The sequence below is a fragment of the Pantoea sp. PGP6 genome, assembly GCF_053474785.1.
This window is the reverse complement of record NZ_JBQBMA010000003.1, coordinates 1-20,678: the sequence shown is the minus strand read 5'-3', so window position 1 is coordinate 20,678 and position 20,678 is coordinate 1. Positions and strand designations below refer to the sequence as shown.

Sequence of the window (20,678 nt, the reverse complement as noted above, 5' to 3'; positions counted from 1 at the left end):
TTCTCTGTTTATAACGGATAGGCAGCACCTATTACCGTCTCTACTCTATTCACAGCGGAAGGAAGATTGCCGATGACAACGTTAAGCAGACGACGCTTTATGGCCTTTGCCGCCGGTGGCACCGTGGCGCTGGCCGCGGGTCAGGTTCATGCCCATGATAATCAGGTCACAGCCTACCCGGCCGGTGCTAAACCCGGCGGGCGCGATCCCGGCCCGCATGACCCGATGCGCGAAGCAGAAAATCCCGACCTGGTTGATCCGCCCGCAACCGACAGCGGCACCTTACCTAACCTGCGTTACAGCTTCAGCGATGCGCACGTGCGTAAAGGCAGCGGCGGCTGGACGCGGCAGGTGACACAACGCGAGTTAGGTATCTCCACCACCATTGCCGGGGTCGATATGCGCCTCAACGCTGGCGGCATCCGCGAACTCCACTGGCACAAACAAGCGGAATGGGCCTACATGACCTACGGAACGGCGCGGGTGACCGCCTTCGATACTCATGGCGGCTGGTTTGTCGATGATATCGGCGTCGGCGATTTGTGGTACTTCCCGCCCGGCGTGCCGCACTCCATTCAGGGGCTGGGACCGGATGGCTGTGAATTTTTGCTGGCCTTTGACGATGGCGGATTTGATGAGGACAGCACCTTTCTGCTCTCAGACTGGTTTAAACACATTCCGCCAGAGATCCTCGCCAAAAACTTTCAGCTCCCGGTTTCTGTCTTCTCTCAGCTGCCGTCGCCCTCAGACGAATATATTTTCGCCGCTACGCCACCTGACCGCGCCGCCTCCGACAGCGTTCAGGGCGGCACCCGATCCACTCTGCGTTTTACCCACCGGATGCTGGCTCAGGATCCGTTAAAGGCACCTGGCGGAACGGTGCGGATTACTGACAGCTCTAACTTCCCGATAGCCCGGCAGGTGGCCGCGGCGCTGGTCGAAATCGAACCCGGCGGGCTGCGCGAGCTGCACTGGCATCCCAATAACGACGAATGGCAATACTATCTGGAAGGCGAGGGCCGGATGGGCGTATTCGCCTCGTCAGGCCAGGCCCGCACCTTTGATTATCGCGCTGGTGATGTCGGCTACGTGCCGTTTGCCATGGGTCATTACATCGAAAATACCGGCAAGGGTCCGTTACGCTTCCTTGAGCTGTTTAAGAGCGACTATTACGCCGATATCTCGCTCAATCAGTGGCTGGCCAGTACGCCACCGGAACTGGTTAAGCAGCATCTGCATCTGGACGATAGCTTTATGGCAGCTCTGTCGCAGAGTAAACGCCCGGTCATCGGCTAAACGCAATGGCCGGCTTTCCGGCCATTATCAACGGCGTCTTGTGGTAACCCGTACCAGCGTCTCCTTTAACCCTTCTGCCCGCCTGCCGCTGCCCGCGGTTATCTCTGCATAAAGCATTCGTCGTGAAGCCACCGCAGCGCCAGAGTCGTATACACTACACAGCGGCGCATTCCGTGAAAGTTCGCGGTTTATAACGCACATTCTGGTCTTATTTCTTGTGCTGACCTTCAGCGCTCAAAGGGAAGATTGCTATGTTTCACCTGATTTTCAGCTTACCCAGCTGGTACGTTATTGCGCGCGTCATTGTTCCCTTATCCCTGCCGCTGGTCGTCAAAATTCTGTTGTCCATGCTGGTGCTGCTGGCTTCCCAGTATCTGCTGATCAGCCGTTTCACCTCGGGCGGCATTTTCTCGGCTGAGATGCCGCGGATCGTTATTATTCTGTTTAACTGGGCTTACAGCACCGTTCTGTTGCTGGCGCTGACCCAGATGCTGATTGATGCGGTGACGCTGGTGGCCCTGCTGCTGCGCCATCCGCTGGAACTGGTGCCCGGCGTACGCTATCTGGCGGTGCTGTTCGCCATGGGACTGGCCACCGTCGGCGTTTACCAGGCGATACGGGTGCCGCCGGTCAAAGACCTGACGCTGGTGATCCCTGACCTGCCGGCAGAATTTGATGGCTATCAGCTGTTACAGCTGACAGATTTACATATCACGCGGCTGTTTAATGCGGCGTGGAGTGAGGCCACGGTGGCGAAGGCGATGACGCTGGGGGTTGACCTGATCGTGGTGACCGGGGATGTGATTGATGGCAGCCTTGAGCATCGGCGCGCCGACGTCGCTCCGCTGCGCGGCCTGCAGGCGCCTGATGGGGTATGGGCGATCACCGGTAATCATGAGTATTTCTTTCATCAGGCGATCTGGACTGAACATCTGGCTTCACTGGGACTTCAGCCACTGCTCAACAGTCATACGGTGATCGAGCGCGGCACGGCGAAGCTGGTGGTGGCCGGTTTGCCCGACGCATCCGCACCGGCCAGGCAGGCACAGGGGCCCGATCTGGCCAAAGCGCTGGAGCATGCGCCCGCCAATGCGCCGGTGATCCTGCTGGATCACCAGCCCCGTAATGCCCGCCATAACGCCGCGATGGGCGTTGATCTGCAGCTGTCGGGCCATACTCACGGCGGTCTGATCGTCGGACTGGACCGGCTGTTTGCGAAACCCAACGGCGGCTTTGTTTCCGGTCTCTATCAGGTGGACGGAATGCAGCTCTATGTCAATAACGGCACCGCGCTCTGGCCGGGCATGGCGGTTCGGCTGGGCCGCCCGTCAGAGCTGACCCGCATTACGCTCAGACGGCAACCCTGATTCACCCGGTCGGGCCTGCTGCGGGACACAGCCGCAGCAGGCCCGGCAAGAGTGATTAGCCGCCCTTCACCACCCGCACACGGTGGCAATCTTCCGGCCCCAGCGGCTCTCCGCTGGCGGATACCACGGCCAGCGGCTGCAACGGCTGTTGTTCACGGTTATCCCTCAGTACCGAATGGGTCTCGCCTGGGGTGAACATATTCTGCTCACCCCACTGACGCATCGCCACGATAATCGGGAACAGCGCGCGTCCGCGTGCTGTCAGCACGTATTCGCTGTAGGCGCTGCCGTCAGAAGCGGGACGCAGATCAAACACGCCCAGCTCCACCAGCAATTTCAGACGTGCGGCCAGGATATTTTTCGCCAGCCCGAGGTTTTTCTGAAACTCGCTGAAGCGGCGGACGTTGTCGAACGCCTCGCGAACGATCAGCAAACACCAGCGCTCACCCACGGCTTCCAGAGTGCGGGCTACCGGGCATTCACTGTTTAACAATGCGGTTTGCTTCGCCATCTTCTCTCCTGCTCTGTTCTGCTTACGTCTGAGTATACCTTAGTGCGGTAATCTGGTTGCTAAAAAAAACCAAAACCGTTAATAATGGCCAACCTGGTTTTAATTTGAAACCAAATCCGCAGGAGGTAAAAATGGCTCAGCCCGACAGCACACCCCGTTCGCTGGTATCAGACGGTGACCGTCTGGTCTCATCAACCCGCAGCAAACCGGTGCCGCTGAAACTGGTGATGCTGCTGGGCGTAACCTGCGCGCTGGCGGTGGGCAACGTCTATTTTGCGCAACCGCTGCTGACCGCCATGGCGCAGACCTTTGCCGTCTCCGCCGGTTCGACAGGCGTGGTGGTAACCGCCACCCAGGTCGGCTATGGGCTGGGGCTGCTGTTTGTCGTGCCGCTGGGCGACCTTTTTAATGGCAGGCTGCTGATTGTCTGCCAGCTGCTGATGCTGGCACTGGCCGTACTGCTGGTCAGCCTTGCCCCGGACTTTTATGCTTTGCTGATCGCCATGAGCCTGGTCGGCCTGATGGCGGTGGTGGTTCAGGTGGTAGTGGCTTACGCCGCCTCACTCTCTTCTGCGGCGCAACGCGGTCAGGTGGTCGGTATGGTTACCGGCGGAGTGGTGCTGGGAATACTTTTAGCCCGACTGACCGCTGGCGCAATCGCCGATCTCGCTGGCTGGCGGGCGGTTTATCTCTCTTCTGCCGCGCTGCTGGTACTGCTGGCCGCGATCCTCTGGCGAACCGCGCCCGGCCAGAGCGTGCCGATGAAAAGGCCCGCCTGGCGAACGCTGATGCGTGCCTTCTTCCGGCTATTTTTGGATGAGCCGCTATTACGGGTGCGCGGAATCCTCGCCATGCTGATTTTTGCGGCTTTCAGCGTGTTCTGGACCGCCATGGTGCTGCCGTTAAGCCAGCTTCACTTTAGCCATACCGAAACCGGATTGTTTGGCCTGGCGGGTATCGCAGGGGCGCTGGCCGCCATCCGGGCCGGACGCTGGGCGGATCAGGGATATGGCCAACGTACCACCGGCATCGGCCTGCTGCTGCTGACGCTCTCATGGCTGCCGCTTGCGTGGCTACATCACTCAATCTGGCTGTTTATCGCCGGGGTGATCCTGCTCGATTTTGCGGTGCAGGCGGTACACGTCAGCAGTCAGAGCCTGCTGCTTCATGGCCGGCCCGACGCAAATCACCGGCTGATCGCTGCCTATATGTGTTTCTACTCTGTCGGTAGCGCCCTCGGGGCCAGCGCCGCCACCCGGGTCTATGCCGGCTGGCAGTGGCCGGGAGTCTGTCTGCTCGGCAGCGCCATCAGCCTGGCGGCACTGCTGTTCTGGTGGGCGACTTTACGTCCCTCTTCTGCTGACGCTCACTCTCCTGCAGGATCGATAAAATGAAAATGCACCATCTGCTTCTGGCGGTAGTGATCACCGCAATCTGGGGAATTAACTTTTCAGTGATTAAACTGGGGCTGAAGGAAGTTGATCCCTTTGTCCTTGCTGGCATTCGCTTTCTGTTGTGCGCCCTGCCCGCGCTGTTTTTTATCGCTAAACCCGCGGTGAAATGGCGCTGGCTGATCGGCTATGGGCTGGTATTCGGCGTCGGCTTATGGGGCATGGTCAATCTGGGCATCCGGCTCGGATTGTCTGCCGGCGTCGCCTCGCTGGTGCTGCAATTCAGCGCGCTGTTTACCCTGTTACTGGGAAGCTGGGCGTTTCGCGAACCGCTGTCGCGCTTTCAGTCGGCAGGTATCGCCATTGCGCTCACCGGTTTGTCGTGCATCATTTTTCTGACCGATGGCTCTGTTTCAGTGCTCGGGCTGGGTTGCGTGTTGTTCGGCGCTATCGCCTGGAGCGTGGCCAATATCCTGTATAAGAAAGCGAACAGTCATCAGGTATTCGCTTTTTTAATCTGGTCGAGCCTGTTCGCCCCGATCCCGTTATTCATTCTGTCTTATGCTGTTAATGGGCTGAGTGGCTTTCACGGTTTACTGACTCACGCCCATGGGACAACGCTGCTGTCGATCCTTTTCCAGGTCTATCCCAACACCCTGTTCGGCTATTGGGTCTGGAACGCCTTACTGAAACGCTATCCGGTTTCGACCGTCGCGCCGCTTTCGTTGCTGGTGCCGGTGTTTGGCTTACTGGGATCGTTCTGGATTTTCGACGAGCAGCTGTCAGCGCTGAAACTGGCTGCACTGCTAATTATTGTCAGCGGTCTGACGATCGGCCTGTATGGCGCGCGACTGATGCAGGCGTGGCGTGGCCGATTCGCATCATAATTCACCCATTCCCAGCCGGGAGAGAAGGAGTTCAGCATGATCAGGCTATGTACCGCCTGTGGCACCGCGTATCAGCCACCGCACAGCCCGACAGATCGCTGTAAAATCTGCGACGACCCGCGTCAGTACGTGCCTGCAGGCGGACAGAGCTGGATCGATTTCGATCAGCTGACCGCGCGCCACGCCAATAAATGGACGGCGCACGGCGAGGCACTGCTAAGTATCAAAACTGTGCCGAAATTTGCTATCGATCAACGGGCGTTTCTGCTGCGCACGCCGCACGGGAACGTATTGTGGGACTGCATTGCCAATCTTGACCAGGCGACCCTGGCGCTGGTGAACGCGCTGGGTGGCCTGCACGCCATCGCCATTTCCCATCCGCACTACTACACCACGATGCAGGAGTGGGCCGCCGCATTTAACGCACCGATATATCTGCACGATCGCGATCGCGAATGGATTGTGCGTGACAGCCCGCATCTCAAACTGTGGCAGGGCGACTCATTGCCGCTGCTGCCTTCACTGACGCTGTTGCGGCTGGGCGGCCATTTTCCCGGCGGCTGCGTGCTGCATTGGGCCGAAGGTGACGGCGTGCTCCTGGCGGGCGATATTCTGCAGGTCACGCCCGGGGCGCATGGCGTTTCATTTATGTGGAGTTACCCGAATATGTTGCCGCTCTCGGCTGCCGCGGTGCAGCGTATAATGCAACGGCTGGCGGGCGTGACGTTCGGGCAGGTTTACGGCGCATTCGAAGGTCAGGATATTCGCCAGCAGGCGAAAGAGAAGGTGATGCGATCGGGGCAAATCTATCTGGACTGTCTGCAGGACCGCGACGAGTAACCGCAGAACCGGGATAAACAGCGGGCAGTTCATTCGCCGAGGAAGCAGACTGTTCAAGCAGTACCGCATTTTGCTGCGTTGCCTGGTCCATCTGGTTAACCGCAATGTTGATTTGCGCAGTGCCACTGCTTTGCTCTTCTGACGTCGCAAAGATATCAAGCATCAGCTGATCGATTCGCTGCTCCGCCGCCGGCTGCTTTGCGCTATCCATCATGCTTTGATGACGATACAACGCAATGCCGAGCTGATTGGTGGCACTGATCGATTTGTTTAAATCACGGATGCTGGGAATCGCGTTCACCTGCACATATTCAAAACGAGACTGGAAGCCCGATATCACTGATAAAGAAATAATCACCTGCACGATCAGGGACATGGCAAGCAGTGAAAATAGCGATACCAGTCGCTGTGTAATAGTCATAGGTGCTCTCTGTGTAATAGATTAAAAAAAGAACAAGGTGATTAGCTGAATCGATCTTATCTGCGCTGTTTAATCTGACTTTAATTAATCTCCGGCACTATATATTTTAATTATTACTCGCAAGCTGCGCATTCTGAACGATGCAACGGAGATGATTTAACCGTTATTTATACCGGATGGGATACATTATTTTACATCTGCGATTATTGATTTTTTTCTCAGCGCCACAATTAATCTGCCGGGCGTGAGAATCTGTGCAGCAGTAACTTTCTGGCCCCTGATGATTAGCCCGCTTATTGTGCAATTTTAATTTGAGTTAGCGGTGTGCGGAATTTCTCACAGCGAAACAATATTGTCTGCCAGTGCAGTCAGCAGCCCTGCATTTGAGGGTGATTTTCAGCTTTCGCGCCACAAGGCATAAAAAACTCACGGAGGATGGCGGCTGATTTACATCAGAATATCTGATCAAAAAATGGGAGATTCTTTTAGTCACTCTGAACAACAAGCCGGTAATCAGGGCTGATTCTGTCAGGGCCAAATTAAACCTGTGATTGGGCTGGCATTAACAGAATAGTGGTCTATGCTCACTGGCCCGACCAGGCTCAGTCCAGGTCCACAGCAATAGCGTTTACAATAAAAAAAGGAGTCATTATGGATTTAGCCACTTTTGAAGCAAGAACCGGCCTTTGGCCACATATGCAATTTACCGATGTGGAATATGAAGTGTGCGGCGATCGTGTCGAGATTTATGCCATTGATGTCAGCCGTCAGACCAAGAGTAAGCTGTTCATCTGCCGCGTACTGAATGAACAGCAGGCAGAATCGCTGACCGCCCAGTTTAAAGAGTGGTTACCTAAACTGCGGCTTAAAAAACGCAAAGTGGCGGTGAACCTTGCACGCATCAATTGTGAAAAGAGTTATCCCGCCAGCCTGAATCGTCCGGCCGCTCACTCAGCCAGTCGCCAGCTCTGATCACGGCGGCGGCCGTCTCTTCAGCCTGATCGCTAGCGGTCAGGCTGGTCAGACACCTGAATCGCTGTTGCTGCAAAGCCTGGCGTTAGCGCTGTTTCCGGCAGCTCGAACAGCCGATAGTCACCTGACTCAATCGAGATGTCACGAAACAACGTAATGTGGATCTCTATCCACTGATTAGCGGCCCGCAGAGTATGCGGCCGGTTACGCCGTTCCAGTTCAGCGACAAAATCACGGGTACTTACCGTCCACCTGCCATTGCCGCCGCGGCGCATGACCTGATGGAACGCGCTATGAATCTCATCTGACTGTGGCATTCTTCTTTTCTCACAGAGACTGTATAGATAAACAGTATTACCGATCGCCAATCTGATCAAGCGGCTTCTCTTTTTCGCTGCTTTATTGCTGGTTCTGAAAGGTCTTTTCCTGCCTCTGTAACACTCCAGCCTCTGCTGGGACGCCAGACCCCTGCCTGACGCGCCTGATCGGGAAAAGGGGTGCGCCTGCCCCGAGCGATTAATTTTATAATCCTTTAATTTTATTGATTTTTAATTAATTCTCCGCTGAGCACATTCCGCCCGCTGTTCTCCGCTTGCCTTTCTGCAGCGGTGACTTTAAGCCAAATCTTAGAAAACGTTTTCATATAAGCGTAACGCATTGATAAGCAACAACATCACCCACCCTTCGCTTTTTAATCATTTGATATCTAATTAAAAAACTGAGTAAACGTAACGGCAAAGCTGGCGGTTTTGCCCTATCTTTAAATGGCTCTGTAACGAAATCCACTTCATTTACAGAGTGATCTAACTCCTACCCTTGCCCCCTTTTACCGGGGGCTCTTTTTTGCTCGCCGGTTATTTCCGCTGGCTCAGATGTTATTCCACAATACAGGCCTTATCTCCCGCTTCGCTATCCGCTGAAACGTGCTGAATCGTCGCCTGATTGCGGGGATTAGCACGTGCAGAATCAAGTCAAATGCGCATTTAACGATCGATATAGTTAGGAACGGTTATTTATTTGTAACGTTATAATTCAACAATCTGAGTTATTGCCGAAATCACGGATGATATTACGTTGAAAGTAATGCAATTTTTCCTTAATACCGTTTCGGCAGTTTTTTGGCGTCTAAAAATTAGTCAGTTATGGCGTGGAAACTGTCGATAAAAAAGCGTAATAATCCCGTTAACACCCTATTAACCGGCGCCTCACCAGGGAAGCCGTCAACCAATAAAAAATGTTCTGCCCGTTTTCTTGCCCCTGCCTGTCTGGCAGGGGCTTTTATTTTTCACGGTGTTCCCGCCGCCTCCCGCTGACGCTCTGCCAACAAAACTACCGTTGCCTGTGTGGATAGTGAACCTCTGCCCCGATACTGACGCAAACCATGCGCCCAGCAGAGGCATGAATACCCCGCTGTTGTACCGCTAACCGCTAACGACGCTGTGCTATGGTTGCAAAGCCAACACCAGCCATGTGAGTCCGCCTATGCTTTCCACCATCATTTACCGCAGCCAGCTGACGTCCTGCGTCTCGTCTGAGAGATTGCAGGCGCTGGTCGATCATGCCGGTTCGAAAAATGCGGCCATTCAGGTGACCGGGATCCTGTTATTTGATGGTCAGCATTTTTTTCAGGTGCTGGAAGGCACCATGGAGGCGGTTCTCACTGTCTACCAGCGCATCAGTCAGGACGATCGGCATTTCAACCTGATTGAATTAATGCGGGATTACGCGCCAGCCCGCCGCTTTGGCCACGCCGGTATGGAGCTGTTTGATCTGCGCGACTACCAGGACAGCACCGTGGTTGATGCGCTGCTTAGTCGTGTCACGCTGAATGCCGAGCGGGTGAAAGGCGATCGGGTGGTGAAATTTTTACGTTCGTTTGTTGAAGGGCGCGATAAAGAGACGTTTATTGCGATTGACCCGGCAGATGCCTGGCAACTGATCACTCCGCCATCAGCGGAGGTACCGTTAACTTATCGCCCTGCCCCCGGCCAGCCATGTGAGTTTGCGTTACAGCCGATTGTCGATGTCGCCAGTCGCCGGATTGTCTCCTGTGAAGCGCTGATCCGCGGCCCGCAGGGTGCGTCGCCAGCAGACTACTTTGCCACGCTGCCTGAAGAGATGATCTACCAGGCCGATCTCGATTCAAAAAACTATGCGTTTCAGCTGGCTCGCCACGTGGGCATGCAGCATCAGACCCTGTCGGTCAACCTGCTGCCGATGTCGCTGGTGGTGATTGAGCATGCAGTTGATCGACTAATCCGGCAGATCACCCGACAGGGTTTACGTCCTGAGCAGGTGGTGGTCGAGGTGACTGAAGATGAAGTTATTTCGCGCTTTGATGAGTTTCAGTTTGCCGTTCAGCAGCTGAAAGCCGCCGGGATCAGCCTGGCGCTGGATGATTTTGGCGCGGGCTTTGCCGGCCTGTCGCTGTTAGCGGATTTTCAGCCGGATAAGGTCAAAATCGATCGCAAGCTGATTATGGATATTCACCGCAGTGGTCCCCGTCAGGCCATCGTGCTGGCGATCCTTAAATGCTGCAACGCGCTGGAAATCACCGTCATTGCAGAAGGCGTAGAGAAGATTGAAGAGTGGCTGTGGCTGGAAAGCGCCGGCGTTCGCTATTATCAGGGCTTCCTGTTTGCCCGGCCAGCGCTTAATGCCATTCCGCCGGTAAGCTGGCCTGAGCGGCGTCTTCCGGGATAATCGACTCTTTTTCCGAACTTTGACCTGGCTCACACCGCTTCGCTGCAAACAGCAAAGGCTGTGCCAGGCTTAATCCACCCGCAGGCATAACGCCTGACCGGTAATGATTTAGTCCCCTGGATAACAGCCTTAAAGTGGAGGTTCACCATGAACGAAGATCGCATTGGCGGTAACTGGAAGCAGTTCAAAGGTAAAGTTAAGGAAAAATGGGGCGATCTGACGGATGACGATATGACCGTTGTTGAAGGGAAGCGCGATCAGCTGGTCGGTAAAATTCAGGAACGCTACGGTTACGAGAAAGATCGGGCCGAAAAAGAAGTAAAAGAGTGGGAAGATTCGAACAAATACCGCTGGTAATAGCTGTTCTCGCCGGGCCACGTCGCGCCCGGCACGTCATCTTCCCCCACCTGCTGCACGCTTTTTTCTTCATTCTGCCTTTATCCGATAGTCGCTCAATCTGTCTGCAATTCTTATGGAAATGATTGTTTCTTTATTCGGTTGCGGCGCGCATACTGCCGGCGTCATCCCTTTCAGCGGGATCTGAATCCCCTCCGGAAATTTATCATGCCCCAACACTCTACCGACACGGTCTGCGGCCTCGTCGGTGTTCTGCCTGAGACGCTGCGCCGCTGGCGACGTGCCGGACTCATGACGCCTCCTGGCCCGGCCGGTTATTCCGACAGCCAGCTAACGCGTGCGCTGTGTGTGCGCGACATGACCTCGGATGGGCATACGCTTTTTGATATTCACGCCTCGCTTCGCTGGCCTGCACTTAAGCTGCAGGGAGGCTGGGCCTGTCGGGAAGAAGAGTTGTTGCAGCTATTACGGCATGACGCCGATGACGACATCACACGTGAATTACTCACGATGGGCGCGAACTACAGTGGCGATGATTATGTGAATCGCTATCTGCGACCGCTAAACCTCTGGCTACGTAGCGACGCCAGTGAAGGGGCAGCAGCACGTCAGCAACGCTTCCATTCTGCGATTGTCACCCAGTGGCAACATCTGGCGCTGGCTGCCCAGCGGCGTAGCACCGTGCCGCTGTTTCTTGAGGCGGTGAGCGTCACCGATGAAACTGAGATCTGGATGGAAGCCATTCGACTGAATGGACAGGGATTTCGGGTTGAGGTGGCTGCAATTGCGTCTGGCGAACCCGCCGTGGCGCATCACCGGTTTGAGCACCACCTGATGTGGTGCAGTGATGGGATCACTCCGCTGATGAACGCGGCGTATCAATCGATGCTGGAGGCAGGCAAACCGGTGATGCTGACCGGAACCGACACCCGGCTCAAAGCAGAAGCAGAAACAACCCTGCTGGCTGCCAGCGCCTGATCCTCGCCCGCTGCGGCAGCGTCGTCGGATAAACCTCCGGCCGGATCTGACGATCAAAAAAGGCGGAAGGCCTCCTGAGCCGCCTTCCGCCATACTGTTTAGCTCCCACCGCTTATTCCTGATGTTCCAGCGTCCGGGGTGCCCCGCCAACCTCAATCGGAATACGGCGAGGTTTCTCGCTTTCCGGAATTTCCTGCAGTAATCCTACGTTCAGCAGGCCATCTGCCAGGCTGGCGCCGGTCACTTTCATGTGTTCAGGGATCGAGAAGCTCAGCCGGAAATCGTGACGCGCGATGCCCCGGTAGATCCAGCCGCTTTTCTCATCTTTCGCCTCCTCAGCCCCGTTGGATGCCGTGGTTTCTTTCTTACCGGCGACCGAAAGGCGTCCGCCGCTCAGTTCGATTTCAAGCTCGTGCTCTTTCCAGCCGGGCACGCTCACCGTCAGTGCGTAGCGGGCATCGTCAAGCCGCTGCAGATCGTAAGCCGGTACAGACGCGACCTGACGGTCGCCGGTAAGCTGGCTGAACAGTTTGTCAATGCGGCTGAAGCGATCTGATAACGCGGAATCGGCCAGCGATGGGAAGACAGAGATCTGATGTAAAGACATGGTGACAACCTCCTGAATAATGTTCATCCAAAAGCTCATCTGACCGGTTATCAATCGCCGGTCACTGGTATAAATAATGCCTTTCTCTGCGCTTTCAAGTCCCGTAAATAAATTTTTTATCCTAATAAAAGCAATCGTTTATTAAATAATATCGCCCGTGATGAAGCGCTATTTCTTTGAATGGGGAGCGAGGCAAAAGTGCGGATGTCGGCCGGCCAGCAGCAGCAGCAATTCATATTCGCCCTGACTTAACAGCGTCGGGTTTACTGCGGCTTCTTTGGTTTGCCAGACGCGCAGGCTGAGGTCGAAGCGCTCAGCGGCGCTCTGCTGAGAGAGTCCCGCAGCAAGACGAAGTTCACGGACATTATTCTGAACCACTACAGGCTGCTGGGAAGGACGATTAACCAAAAAAAACTCCTTTGAAATGAGTGACCCGCGCAAAAAATTCAACGCCGCTTTTTATCGAAAGCGAAGCGTTACGGACGCGGCCCGGATGTTTTGACATGAGAATAATTGACCATTTTAATTAAATGTCAAATGTCAGGCTTATCTTTTATGTGCATTCAGTGAATAAGCGAAGCGGCTTAATCTGCCAGTAAATCGTCATTTTTCAGTTTTTTAGAATGTGTTATTTCCAACACCAGGAATTTTCCTGATATTTTCGCGTGCGTTAAATCAGGGATTATTCCGCTACTCTTCCTTCCCATCATTCATCAGGATGGTCGGTTTAACCTGAGGATAATTTTCAGGACCGATAACCAAACAAAGCAGAGGAGAATAAAGCGATGAAAAACCCTATTCAGCGGCGCGTACCTGAAGATCTGTTGCGGGTGGAGATACGAGAGCAATGGCAAATCACTTACTGGACTCAGGAACTGAAAACTACCCAGGAGCGGCTGACACGCGCCATCCGGGAGACGGGTCCGCAGGCTGACCACGTGCGTGACTGGCTGGAGAAAAATCCGCCGCCGCGACAGCCGCAGCAGCCAAAAACGGCTGGCAAGCGTTAAACGGATGGCCGCCGGAGCGTCAACGTCAGCGTCGTTCTTCCTGCGGTTTACGGCCCCGCAGTGAGGACGGCTGAGAGGGATAATTGAGGTCAGTCTGGCTGCCCTGCTGGGGTTTTATAAGTTAATTTAGGATGTTACCCGCCCTGGTCCGTCAGGGCGCTGACGGTTTATTCGCTGAGTTTACTTTTTAACCATTAATATAATCCCAAATTAATTGTCTGCAGAATGAATGATAATTGATTATCAGTCGGCTAATAATCGTTAAGCCCCTTTACAGAGTATTGCGCCCTGACTGTGAAAATAAAAACGGCTGTCGATAAAATTACCGAATCGTAAACAGGCATGAAATGCGTTAAAGAAAATAGTAAGAGACACCCGCCGTCGAGTCACTTATCATCACTGTGAAAACAATAAATATGCGTTATTTCCTTTCGCCCGAACCGCACCTGGTTCCGGTCAGTTACCGTACAATTTCTCTTTTTATTTCGTGCCGTCACCAGACAGTACGAAGGACACACACAGATGCTAAAAAATTTAAACGGCGACGATGAACGCCGTACCCGTGCTTTGCAGGCGCTCAGCCGGCCTGACGAAAGTCGCGACGATGTCCTCAGGAAATTTGTCAGGTTAGCCAGCCAGGCGCTGAGTATTCCGGGCAGTTTTATTTCCGTGCTGGATGATGAATATCAGACGGTACGTGCAGCACACAATTTTGCCCTTGAGCGTTCATCACGCCAGGACTCCTTATGCCGTCACGTGGTCGACAGTGATAGCGCCGTTATCGTTCCTGATACTTATCTTGATGCACGCTTTGTTACTCATCCGTTAATTACCGGCGCTCCCTTTATTCGTTTTTATGCTGGCGTGCCGTTAAAAAACCGCGAAGGTATTATTCTGGGGACCTTATGCGTCACCGATACCCATCCCCACCCTTTTGGTGCCGATCAGGTCACTACGCTGAAATTACTTTCAACGCTGGTCATGTCGTTTCTGGAGGCGTGGCATTCCGCTGGCTTTGCCGATCCGGTCACCGGCCTGCCAAACCGTCAGCGGCTGATCCGCGATCTGCAATATCTGGCCGTGGCGGGCGATACCACGCCGCGCCGTCTGGTGCTGATTGATTGCATCGATATGTCACGCGCTTACGAACTGGCTCGCACCATGGGTATGGGGCCGGTTGAAAATCTGCTCAAAGATATGGCGACCCTGCTGCCGCTGCGCCTGCGCCCGGCGGTCGGTGAAATGATCTATACGGTTGCCACCGGCCGGTTCGCTATCCTGACCCGGGCGGACAGCCGCCTGAGTGCGGCGTGGGTCGCCGGGCGTCTGGAAGGGATCAGTGCCGATATGGACGAAGGATTATCGGTGGCGCTCACTACGCATACCGGCGAAGCCGACTTTACTGCGGGCAGCGTGCCGGCGCCGGAAGTGCTCCGTCGCGCCGTCAGTGCGCTCAACGAAGCTGTGGGCCGGGGAGTGCCATCGCAACGCTTTGACGCCACCACCGAAATGCAGCGCACCGAAGATTTCGTTCTGATGACCGATCTCAAAATAGCGCTGCGTGACAATATCGGGCTCTATCTGGTCTATCAGCCAAAAATTTGTCTGCACAGCGGTAAGCCGGTCGGGCTGGAAGCGCTGGTCCGCTGGCATCACCCCACGCGCGGCGAACTCTCCCCGGCGAGTTTTCTCCCGCTGGCGGAGCAAACCGACCTGCTGTCGACGCTGACGGCCTGGGTGATCGATCAGGCGGTAGATCGTCTGCGGCGACTGCGGAATAACTGTATCCAGCTGCCTTTAACCGTCAATGTCAGCGTGCGCGACTTCTCACGCGAGGGCTTTGCCGCTGCGCTTGAAAATAAAATGCTGAAGGCAAAATTGCCGACGTCGCTGCTGGGTATCGAGTGTCTCGAAACCGAACGCATTATTGAAAGTCCCACGGCGTTACGCGGGCTGGAAATGCTCAAACAAGGTGGTTTTGGCATTTCACTCGATGATTTCGGATCGGGCTACAGCAATATCAGTTATCTGCGACGGTTGCCGCTTGATGTGATTAAGCTGGATCGTTCACTGATCAGTGAGCTCTCTTCAGATACCGCTTCCCGTATCATCGCCCGTAGCATTATCGCCATGCTGAAAGAGCTGGACTATGTGGTGCTGGCAGAAGGTGTCGAGTGCCCGGATGCTGTGACCTCGCTGACTGAATATGGCTGCGATCAGGCACAGGGCTACTTCTACTCGAAACCGTTAACCGAAGAAGCTCTCAATCACTGGCTGCACTGGAAGCTACGCGGCGAATGCCGTTGAGGCTGGCACGGCACAGGTCCGGCCGGGAATAGCCAAAGCGTTGTCTGTAACAGACAGCGCTTTTTTATTGTCGGCGATCAGGCGGGGGAAATCAGGCGCCACGATAGTCATTCAAAATAATTGACCTTTAACAGCAAAATAAGGCTATTTTTCTTTACCGTCATTGCGCCTACTATTCATTCCATCGAGGCAGAACGCCTCTTCCGAATTAAAATGAACTGAGGAAATGACCATGAAAACCATCAAAACTTTCGTTGCTGTTACTGCACTTTCCCTGATCTCTTTCGCTGGTTTTGCCCAGAGCATCACGGCTACCGCCTCTACTCTGGACGCGGCTGAAGCAAAAGTCGCTGCACAGGCGAAAGATGCTGGCGCGTCATACAAAATTACCGGTGCCCGCGTCGACAACCGCGCCTATGTGTCGGCTGAGCTGATTAAATAAGCGCATCTGTTCTGTATAAAGGCTGCCTGCAAGGCGGCTTTTTTTTTGCCTGCTGCTTTTACCACGCTCAGCCTGTGCCCCCTTTTCACACTCCGTCTTAAACCTCATTACTGCCGGTTCAGACGGGCCGCATCGGGTCAGCGTTTAGCCGCTACGGTTAAAAACAGGTTAACGGCAAATTTGCCGTTTCGCTTACTGCCACCTGTGATGGTGCAGTGTGTGCGACAGTGAATAAGGTTAGATGCAACATTATTTGAACAATGTTAGCGTGTGCCCGACAATCACATTAAATCGGAGCTGCACATGCTGACCACAATAATATATCGCAGCCATATTTCGGATGACTTTCCGATCAAAACGGTGCCCGAAATGGTCGTAAATGCCAGCAAAATTAATGCGGCTCACGATGTGACCGGTATTTTACTGTTCAACGGCACCCATTTCTTTCAGCTGCTGGAAGGCCCTGAAGCGGGAATACTCGCCGTTTACCGGCGGATTTGCGCTGATAAACGCCATCACAATGTGGTGGAGTTGATGCGCGACTATGCGCCTTCACGCCGTTTTGGTAACGCCGGCATGGAACTGTTCGATCTGCGCGAGCACGATCGTTCTTCCGTACTGCAGGCGGTGCTCGATAAAGGCACGTCAAAATATCGCCTGACCTATGACGATCGGGCGCTGCAATTTCTGCGTACCTTCGTTGAGTCACGCGAGAAAGAAAACTACTACGAAGTTCTCCCGCCAGGCTACTGGGAGTTTATTTCTGAACGCAGCGATGTGCCGGATTCCAGACCCGTCACCGAAGGGGTCAGCTTTCGCCCGGTCGTCGATCCGCTGGCCCGTCAGGTCACCGCTATCGAAGCGACCACGACCCGTCCGGCAGGATCGCTGTCTGAAGATTCAGCCAGCCAGCAGCTCTATTTTGACGATCTTGAAACGGTGAAAAAGACCTTTGCCCATGCCGGCCTGGTCTGCCCGGAAGGCATGACGCTTTACGTCAGCCTGCTGCCGATGACGCTGGTGGTGGTGCCGGATGCGGTGAAGCTGATTGTGGCGGCGATTGAGCAAGCGGGTCTGGTGCCCGAGCAGGTGGTTATCGGGGTCAGCGAAACTGCTGTCATCTCACAGCTTGATGCATTTTCACAAGCCGTGCGCGAGCTTAAAGCGGTGGGGATCAGCTTATCTGTCGACAACTTTGGTGACGGCTCAGCTGGCTTGTCATTACTGACCCATATTCAGCCAGATCGTATCCGCATCGATGCCGGCATCACCCGCGATGTTCACCGCAGCGGACCAAAGCAAGCGGTGGTACAGGCGATTATTAAATGCTGCTCAGCGCTGGAAATTACGGTGATCGCAGCCGGTATTGTGCAGGCTGAAGAGTGGATGTGGCTGGAAGCGGCGGGCGTAATTAACTTTCAGGGGACGCTGTTTGCCGCTGCTGGACGTTATGATCCAGAGTCGGTGGCCTGGCCGGAATACCGCGAAGCGATGTAATCGCCGCACAGCGGGACAACACCTGAACGGGGCTCGCCGTATGGCGGGCCTTTTTTTATCGTGATCCGCGGCACCTGTTCTGCTATTGATCGCGCGCAGACGACAACCTTGCCGGGAGTGCGTACCACATTGAACCTTCACGTCAGAGCCGCGACCGCCGCCGATACAGCCGATCTGTTTCATATCCGGACTTCCGTGACTGAAAATGTGCTGTCTCACGAGGATCTTCAGGTGCTGGGCATTACCCCGGCCGCGATTGAAGCGATGATTAATACCTCAACCTGCGCATGGATCGCAGTGTCTGGCTGCAAAGCGGTGGGGTTCTCTATGATCCTGCCGGAAGAAGGCTGTCTGTTTGCCGCTTTCGTCCTTCCGGCTTATGAAGGCGCAGGCATTGGCAAACGGCTGGCAGAGGAAGCTGAAAACCAGCTGTTTCTTCATCATGACCTCATCTGGCTGGAAACCGGTGAAGCGAACCGCGCCGCAGGATTCTATCGTCACAGAGGATGGATTACGGCGGGTGAAGCAGCGGCAGAGAAGGATATCCGGATGATCAAACAGTCGTCATGGTGTTCAGGCTGAAGATAGGCGATCCGGTGTTATTCTCAGGGAGAAGCAATGCTTGCCGGGCGACCTCGATTCAGGGGACAGCAAAGACGCTTTAATTTGCATAACCACTGTAGCGAGTAAAAAGCCAGACTAACCACTGTAGCGAGTGACCGTATCACTTCTGAGACGCTGTTTCGCTTTGATAAACCTCAGCACCTGCGGCAAAGATATCGACTATAGCGAGTAAAAATAGCCTGCAAAGATCATCAACAACCACTGTAGCGAGTAATTTTGCGCAATAAATATCCGGGTTTCCGGCGAAAGAGGCTTAGCCGATCAATTCTTCAGCGGATAACCACTATAGTGAGTGCCCGCCTACCGCAACATCGCCACCCATAACCACTGTAGCGAGAAGTCCTTCTCTCTCCGCTATCACTCTCTTACTCAGCGCTGAGCACTGACTCACACAACAACTTATCGCAATGGTTTATGCCTCCTCGCGGCTTTTCGCGCTCAGCCAACCACTGTAGCGAGTAGCCTGAAAGCGGGAAGCCGCTAACCTCGGCGTTATAACGCGCATTGACACCTTCATTCAACACGGCAGCGTGCCCTTTCAGCCCGCTCTGCAGGGTGATCGTCTGCATTCGTTGCATGCTAACCACTATAGCGAGTGATTCCCTGCCCGGTTTGCAGCCTTTTTTAGTTGTCGGTCTCAGGCAGCACCATCCTGACCGCGCAATATCCACTATAGCGAGAAGCCTCGCATATTTTTGCTAACCACTGTAGCGAGTAAAAATCCGCTTTCAGTCGGGTTATCAGCCTGTTGGGAGAGATCATTTGAAGCCAGCTGTGTTTGATAACCACTATAGCGAGTATTGCGTCTGCCCAGCGCTGCTTTTTCCCATTTGATAACCACTGTAGCGAGAAAGTAACAGCGTAACTGAACATTATCCGAACAAAAAAGTAGCTAATCTGGCTTAAAAGCCAGCAATTAACCACTGTGAAGTGTAAACCGGCAAGGAAATCGCTGTTTTCAGGCAGTTAAAAGAGGATTTAGACAAGGCAGATGTGGCTGACAACCACTATAGCGAGAACGTTAAGACTGACGAGCGGCGTGGGAAGCTGCACAGGAGCAGAACCACAGGCAAGGCTCCCTTTTCAGCGTATGTGGTACCACTACGGATAACCACTGTGATGAGCATCGCAAACGCGCTGGCTGGTAGCAGCAGGCTGAACGAGAGCAGCATAGCGGGGAGAACCGTGTCAGTGATCACTAACAGCAGACATGGCAAGGCTTAGCAGGTAAGCAGGCACCAGGGAGGAAATGAATAACCACTATAGCGAGTGATCTATCTCACCATAGTGGTTAGTACTCACTACAGCGGTTACCTGAAACGGTAGCCTTCTCGCTACAGTGGTTAGTTTGCGACATTGCTCACATTCTCGCGGCTGGTGTCGCAAGGCAGTTAGCCTTTTTTTTCTTTACGGATTTTATTCAGGAGCTCTTTCTCTTCACGCGACACCATCACCAGCTCACTGCTCTCCTCCTCTTCCGGAATGATATCCGGCAGACTCATATCCATGAGCTCCGTATCGCTGTCGATATCGTCATAATCATCCATATCATCGTCAATTAAACCTGACTGACTGAGCGGCAGTTCTGCCGGCCGCAGTTTCGGATGACGATAGTGGACCCAGAAGTAGACTGACGAGCCGCGCTTGGTTTCGGTGTAGTCGAGGTAGCCGATCTCTTTCAACTGCTCCATCGCTTTTCTGACGGTCGCATTTTGCGTGATCACGCGAGAGGTCAGGTTAAGTCTGGCGCGCAGCCGGGCCATTGATATTGGCGCAGGCTTCGGCGGCAGACTTTCGATGAAGGTATATAACGCCTGGGCGGACTCTTTTCGCGCCAGTTCATTGATGGCTTTGAGCTGCAACAACACTTTACGGTCGAACTGATACAACTCAAAGATCTTGGGATCGGCCTGCAACGTCACGGTATCTTTTTTAATACTGTATTTGGCGGACTGCACCAGGTGCGTCGTGTAGTTTTCGCCGCCCTTGCTGGTGAAGGTTAAGGTATTGGAGGCGATACGCGTCAGGGAAGCGTCCAGACGGTTCCTGAGCTTCGACGAGAGACGAACAGAGGGAATGCCACACAGTTTGGCGAATTCGACAAAAGAAAGCGTTACCGTGTCTCCCAGACACTCGTGCGTGGCAAAAGCACGGATGATCCCCACCCACGTTTTGAAATCGTTATCCATATCCAGCCGGGCACCGAGGATCTTGATATTGTCATACCCCTCCGATCGGACCAGAGACAATTGTTTAAGATCCTGCGTAACGTCCATCGCATTCATCTGGTTTTTCTGACTGCGCGCGGTGGATTTTAGCGTAGGAACAAACAGGCCCAGCCTCATCAGAGCAACCGGCTGCACCGTGTTATTACTGTTGGGCGTCAGGGTAACAACTTCACCGGTACGTTTGTCGGTTTCGCTAAACGCTTCAGCTATGTTCAGGATATCTGGTTCTTTTTTCGGCAT

The 20,678-nt window shown here is 54.2% G+C and carries 19 protein-coding genes and 1 pseudogene; 14 read left to right on the top strand and 6 right to left on the bottom strand.

Features of this window, described 5'->3' with window-relative positions; translation table 11 throughout:
* Window positions 1-72 precede the first annotated feature (72 nt).
* The gene (locus ACLIBF_RS22525; RefSeq protein ID WP_279810230.1) at window positions 73-1,296 is read left to right on the top strand and encodes a cupin domain-containing protein; all 1,224 of its coding nucleotides are present in this window, start codon (window positions 73-75) and stop codon (window positions 1,294-1,296) included.
* 251 nt (window positions 1,297-1,547) lie between these two features.
* Window positions 1,548-2,663, top strand: a complete 1,116-nt coding sequence (locus tag ACLIBF_RS22520) for a metallophosphoesterase (RefSeq protein ID WP_046289425.1) — start codon at window positions 1,548-1,550, stop codon at window positions 2,661-2,663.
* A 55-nt stretch (window positions 2,664-2,718) separates the two neighbouring features.
* Here ACLIBF_RS22520 and ACLIBF_RS22515 read toward each other — a convergent pair whose 3' ends face one another.
* A complete protein-coding gene (locus ACLIBF_RS22515; RefSeq protein ID WP_279810231.1) occupies window positions 2,719-3,174 on the bottom strand; it encodes a winged helix-turn-helix transcriptional regulator in 456 nt (151 codons plus the stop codon).
* Between the two features lie 131 nt (window positions 3,175-3,305).
* Here ACLIBF_RS22515 and ACLIBF_RS22510 point away from each other — a divergent pair, with 131 nt between their 5' ends.
* The 3 genes from ACLIBF_RS22510 to ACLIBF_RS22500 are packed head-to-tail and all read left to right on the top strand — an operon-like array spanning window position 3,306 to window position 6,292.
* Window positions 3,306-4,568 carry an MFS transporter gene (locus tag ACLIBF_RS22510; protein ID WP_279810232.1) on the top strand — a complete coding sequence of 421 codons (1,263 nt, stop codon included), beginning with the start codon at window positions 3,306-3,308 and terminating at the stop codon, window positions 4,566-4,568.
* Window positions 4,565-5,452, top strand: a complete 888-nt coding sequence (locus ACLIBF_RS22505) for an EamA family transporter (protein ID WP_046289426.1) — start codon at window positions 4,565-4,567, stop codon at window positions 5,450-5,452. The genes ACLIBF_RS22510 and ACLIBF_RS22505 overlap by 4 nt, the downstream gene beginning before the upstream one ends.
* A gap of 36 nt (window positions 5,453-5,488) precedes the next feature.
* Window positions 5,489-6,292, top strand: a complete 804-nt coding sequence (locus ACLIBF_RS22500; protein ID WP_279810233.1) for an MBL fold metallo-hydrolase — start codon at window positions 5,489-5,491, stop codon at window positions 6,290-6,292.
* Between the two features lie 151 nt (window positions 6,293-6,443).
* On the opposite strand, the pseudogene ACLIBF_RS22495 reads toward ACLIBF_RS22500, so the two are convergent.
* Window positions 6,444-6,713 (bottom strand): annotated as a pseudogene (locus ACLIBF_RS22495) (Tar ligand binding domain-containing protein); the annotation flags it as partial.
* A gap of 651 nt (window positions 6,714-7,364) precedes the next feature.
* On the opposite strand from ACLIBF_RS22495, the gene ACLIBF_RS22490 reads away from it, so the two are divergent.
* Entirely contained in the window at window positions 7,365-7,685 is a 321-nt protein-coding gene (locus ACLIBF_RS22490; protein WP_279810234.1) for a hypothetical protein, read from the top strand.
* A 32-nt stretch (window positions 7,686-7,717) separates the two neighbouring features.
* On the opposite strand, the gene ACLIBF_RS22485 is transcribed toward ACLIBF_RS22490, so the two are convergent.
* On the bottom strand, window positions 7,718-8,002 hold the full coding sequence (locus tag ACLIBF_RS22485; RefSeq protein WP_046289428.1) for a hypothetical protein: 285 nt from the start codon (window positions 8,000-8,002) through the stop codon (window positions 7,718-7,720).
* 1,165 nt (window positions 8,003-9,167) lie between these two features.
* Here ACLIBF_RS22485 and ACLIBF_RS22480 point away from each other — a divergent pair.
* From ACLIBF_RS22480 to ACLIBF_RS22470, 3 genes are all read left to right on the top strand, one after another.
* Window positions 9,168-10,388 (top strand): diguanylate phosphodiesterase, encoded by a 1,221-nt coding sequence (locus tag ACLIBF_RS22480; protein ID WP_279810235.1) that lies wholly within the window; start codon window positions 9,168-9,170, stop codon window positions 10,386-10,388.
* Window positions 10,389-10,535: 147 nt separating this feature from the next.
* Window positions 10,536-10,745, top strand: a complete 210-nt coding sequence (locus tag ACLIBF_RS22475; protein WP_031378202.1) for a CsbD family protein — start codon at window positions 10,536-10,538, stop codon at window positions 10,743-10,745.
* Between the two features lie 207 nt (window positions 10,746-10,952).
* Entirely contained in the window at window positions 10,953-11,723 is a 771-nt protein-coding gene (locus ACLIBF_RS22470) for a MerR family transcriptional regulator (RefSeq protein ID WP_159224171.1), read from the top strand.
* A 112-nt stretch (window positions 11,724-11,835) separates the two neighbouring features.
* Here the strand turns inward: ACLIBF_RS22470 and ACLIBF_RS22465 are convergent, their stop codons facing one another.
* Both ACLIBF_RS22465 and ACLIBF_RS22460 read right to left on the bottom strand, forming a co-directional pair.
* On the bottom strand, window positions 11,836-12,330 hold the full coding sequence (locus ACLIBF_RS22465) for an Hsp20 family protein (RefSeq protein ID WP_279810236.1): 495 nt from the start codon (window positions 12,328-12,330) through the stop codon (window positions 11,836-11,838).
* 168 nt (window positions 12,331-12,498) lie between these two features.
* Window positions 12,499-12,738 (bottom strand): hypothetical protein, encoded by a 240-nt coding sequence (locus ACLIBF_RS22460; RefSeq protein WP_031378205.1) that lies wholly within the window; start codon window positions 12,736-12,738, stop codon window positions 12,499-12,501.
* A 377-nt stretch (window positions 12,739-13,115) separates the two neighbouring features.
* On the opposite strand from ACLIBF_RS22460, the gene ACLIBF_RS22455 reads away from it, so the two are divergent.
* From ACLIBF_RS22455 to ACLIBF_RS22435, 5 genes are all read left to right on the top strand, one after another.
* Window positions 13,116-13,340: a DUF3606 domain-containing protein gene (locus ACLIBF_RS22455; protein WP_279810237.1), complete on the top strand. Its 225-nt coding sequence runs from the start codon at window positions 13,116-13,118 to the stop codon at window positions 13,338-13,340.
* A 522-nt stretch (window positions 13,341-13,862) separates the two neighbouring features.
* Window positions 13,863-15,647: an EAL domain-containing protein gene (locus tag ACLIBF_RS22450; protein WP_448310729.1), complete on the top strand. Its 1,785-nt coding sequence runs from the start codon at window positions 13,863-13,865 to the stop codon at window positions 15,645-15,647.
* 232 nt (window positions 15,648-15,879) lie between these two features.
* Entirely contained in the window at window positions 15,880-16,089 is a 210-nt protein-coding gene (locus tag ACLIBF_RS22445) for a DUF1471 domain-containing protein (protein ID WP_069729821.1), read from the top strand.
* A gap of 303 nt (window positions 16,090-16,392) precedes the next feature.
* On the top strand, window positions 16,393-17,586 hold the full coding sequence (locus tag ACLIBF_RS22440; RefSeq protein WP_279810239.1) for a diguanylate phosphodiesterase: 1,194 nt from the start codon (window positions 16,393-16,395) through the stop codon (window positions 17,584-17,586).
* A gap of 195 nt (window positions 17,587-17,781) precedes the next feature.
* Window positions 17,782-18,168 carry a GNAT family N-acetyltransferase gene (locus tag ACLIBF_RS22435; RefSeq protein WP_279810240.1) on the top strand — a complete coding sequence of 129 codons (387 nt, stop codon included), beginning with the start codon at window positions 17,782-17,784 and terminating at the stop codon, window positions 18,166-18,168.
* 1,433 nt (window positions 18,169-19,601) lie between these two features.
* Here the strand turns inward: ACLIBF_RS22435 and ACLIBF_RS22430 are convergent.
* Window positions 19,602-20,678 carry a RepB family plasmid replication initiator protein gene (locus tag ACLIBF_RS22430; protein WP_031377929.1) on the bottom strand — a complete coding sequence of 359 codons (1,077 nt, stop codon included), beginning with the start codon at window positions 20,676-20,678 and terminating at the stop codon, window positions 19,602-19,604.

Coding starts and splice junctions, on each gene's coding strand:
- ACLIBF_RS22525 (WP_279810230.1), top strand. CDS start 73: ATGACAACGTTAAGCAGACGACGCTTTATGGCCTTTGCCGCCGGTGGC.
- ACLIBF_RS22520 (WP_046289425.1), top strand. CDS start 1,548: ATGTTTCACCTGATTTTCAGCTTACCCAGCTGGTACGTTATTGCGCGC.
- ACLIBF_RS22515 (WP_279810231.1), bottom strand. CDS start 3,174: ATGGCGAAGCAAACCGCATTGTTAAACAGTGAATGCCCGGTAGCCCGC.
- ACLIBF_RS22510 (WP_279810232.1), top strand. CDS start 3,306: ATGGCTCAGCCCGACAGCACACCCCGTTCGCTGGTATCAGACGGTGAC.
- ACLIBF_RS22505 (WP_046289426.1), top strand. CDS start 4,565: ATGAAAATGCACCATCTGCTTCTGGCGGTAGTGATCACCGCAATCTGG.
- ACLIBF_RS22500 (WP_279810233.1), top strand. CDS start 5,489: ATGATCAGGCTATGTACCGCCTGTGGCACCGCGTATCAGCCACCGCAC.
- ACLIBF_RS22490 (WP_279810234.1), top strand. CDS start 7,365: ATGGATTTAGCCACTTTTGAAGCAAGAACCGGCCTTTGGCCACATATG.
- ACLIBF_RS22485 (WP_046289428.1), bottom strand. CDS start 8,002: ATGCCACAGTCAGATGAGATTCATAGCGCGTTCCATCAGGTCATGCGC.
- ACLIBF_RS22480 (WP_279810235.1), top strand. CDS start 9,168: ATGCTTTCCACCATCATTTACCGCAGCCAGCTGACGTCCTGCGTCTCG.
- ACLIBF_RS22475 (WP_031378202.1), top strand. CDS start 10,536: ATGAACGAAGATCGCATTGGCGGTAACTGGAAGCAGTTCAAAGGTAAA.
- ACLIBF_RS22470 (WP_159224171.1), top strand. CDS start 10,953: ATGCCCCAACACTCTACCGACACGGTCTGCGGCCTCGTCGGTGTTCTG.
- ACLIBF_RS22465 (WP_279810236.1), bottom strand. CDS start 12,330: ATGTCTTTACATCAGATCTCTGTCTTCCCATCGCTGGCCGATTCCGCG.
- ACLIBF_RS22455 (WP_279810237.1), top strand. CDS start 13,116: ATGAAAAACCCTATTCAGCGGCGCGTACCTGAAGATCTGTTGCGGGTG.
- ACLIBF_RS22450 (WP_448310729.1), top strand. CDS start 13,863: ATGCTAAAAAATTTAAACGGCGACGATGAACGCCGTACCCGTGCTTTG.
- ACLIBF_RS22445 (WP_069729821.1), top strand. CDS start 15,880: ATGAAAACCATCAAAACTTTCGTTGCTGTTACTGCACTTTCCCTGATC.
- ACLIBF_RS22440 (WP_279810239.1), top strand. CDS start 16,393: ATGCTGACCACAATAATATATCGCAGCCATATTTCGGATGACTTTCCG.
- ACLIBF_RS22430 (WP_031377929.1), bottom strand. CDS start 20,678: ATGCCGAAAAAAGAACCAGATATCCTGAACATAGCTGAAGCGTTTAGC.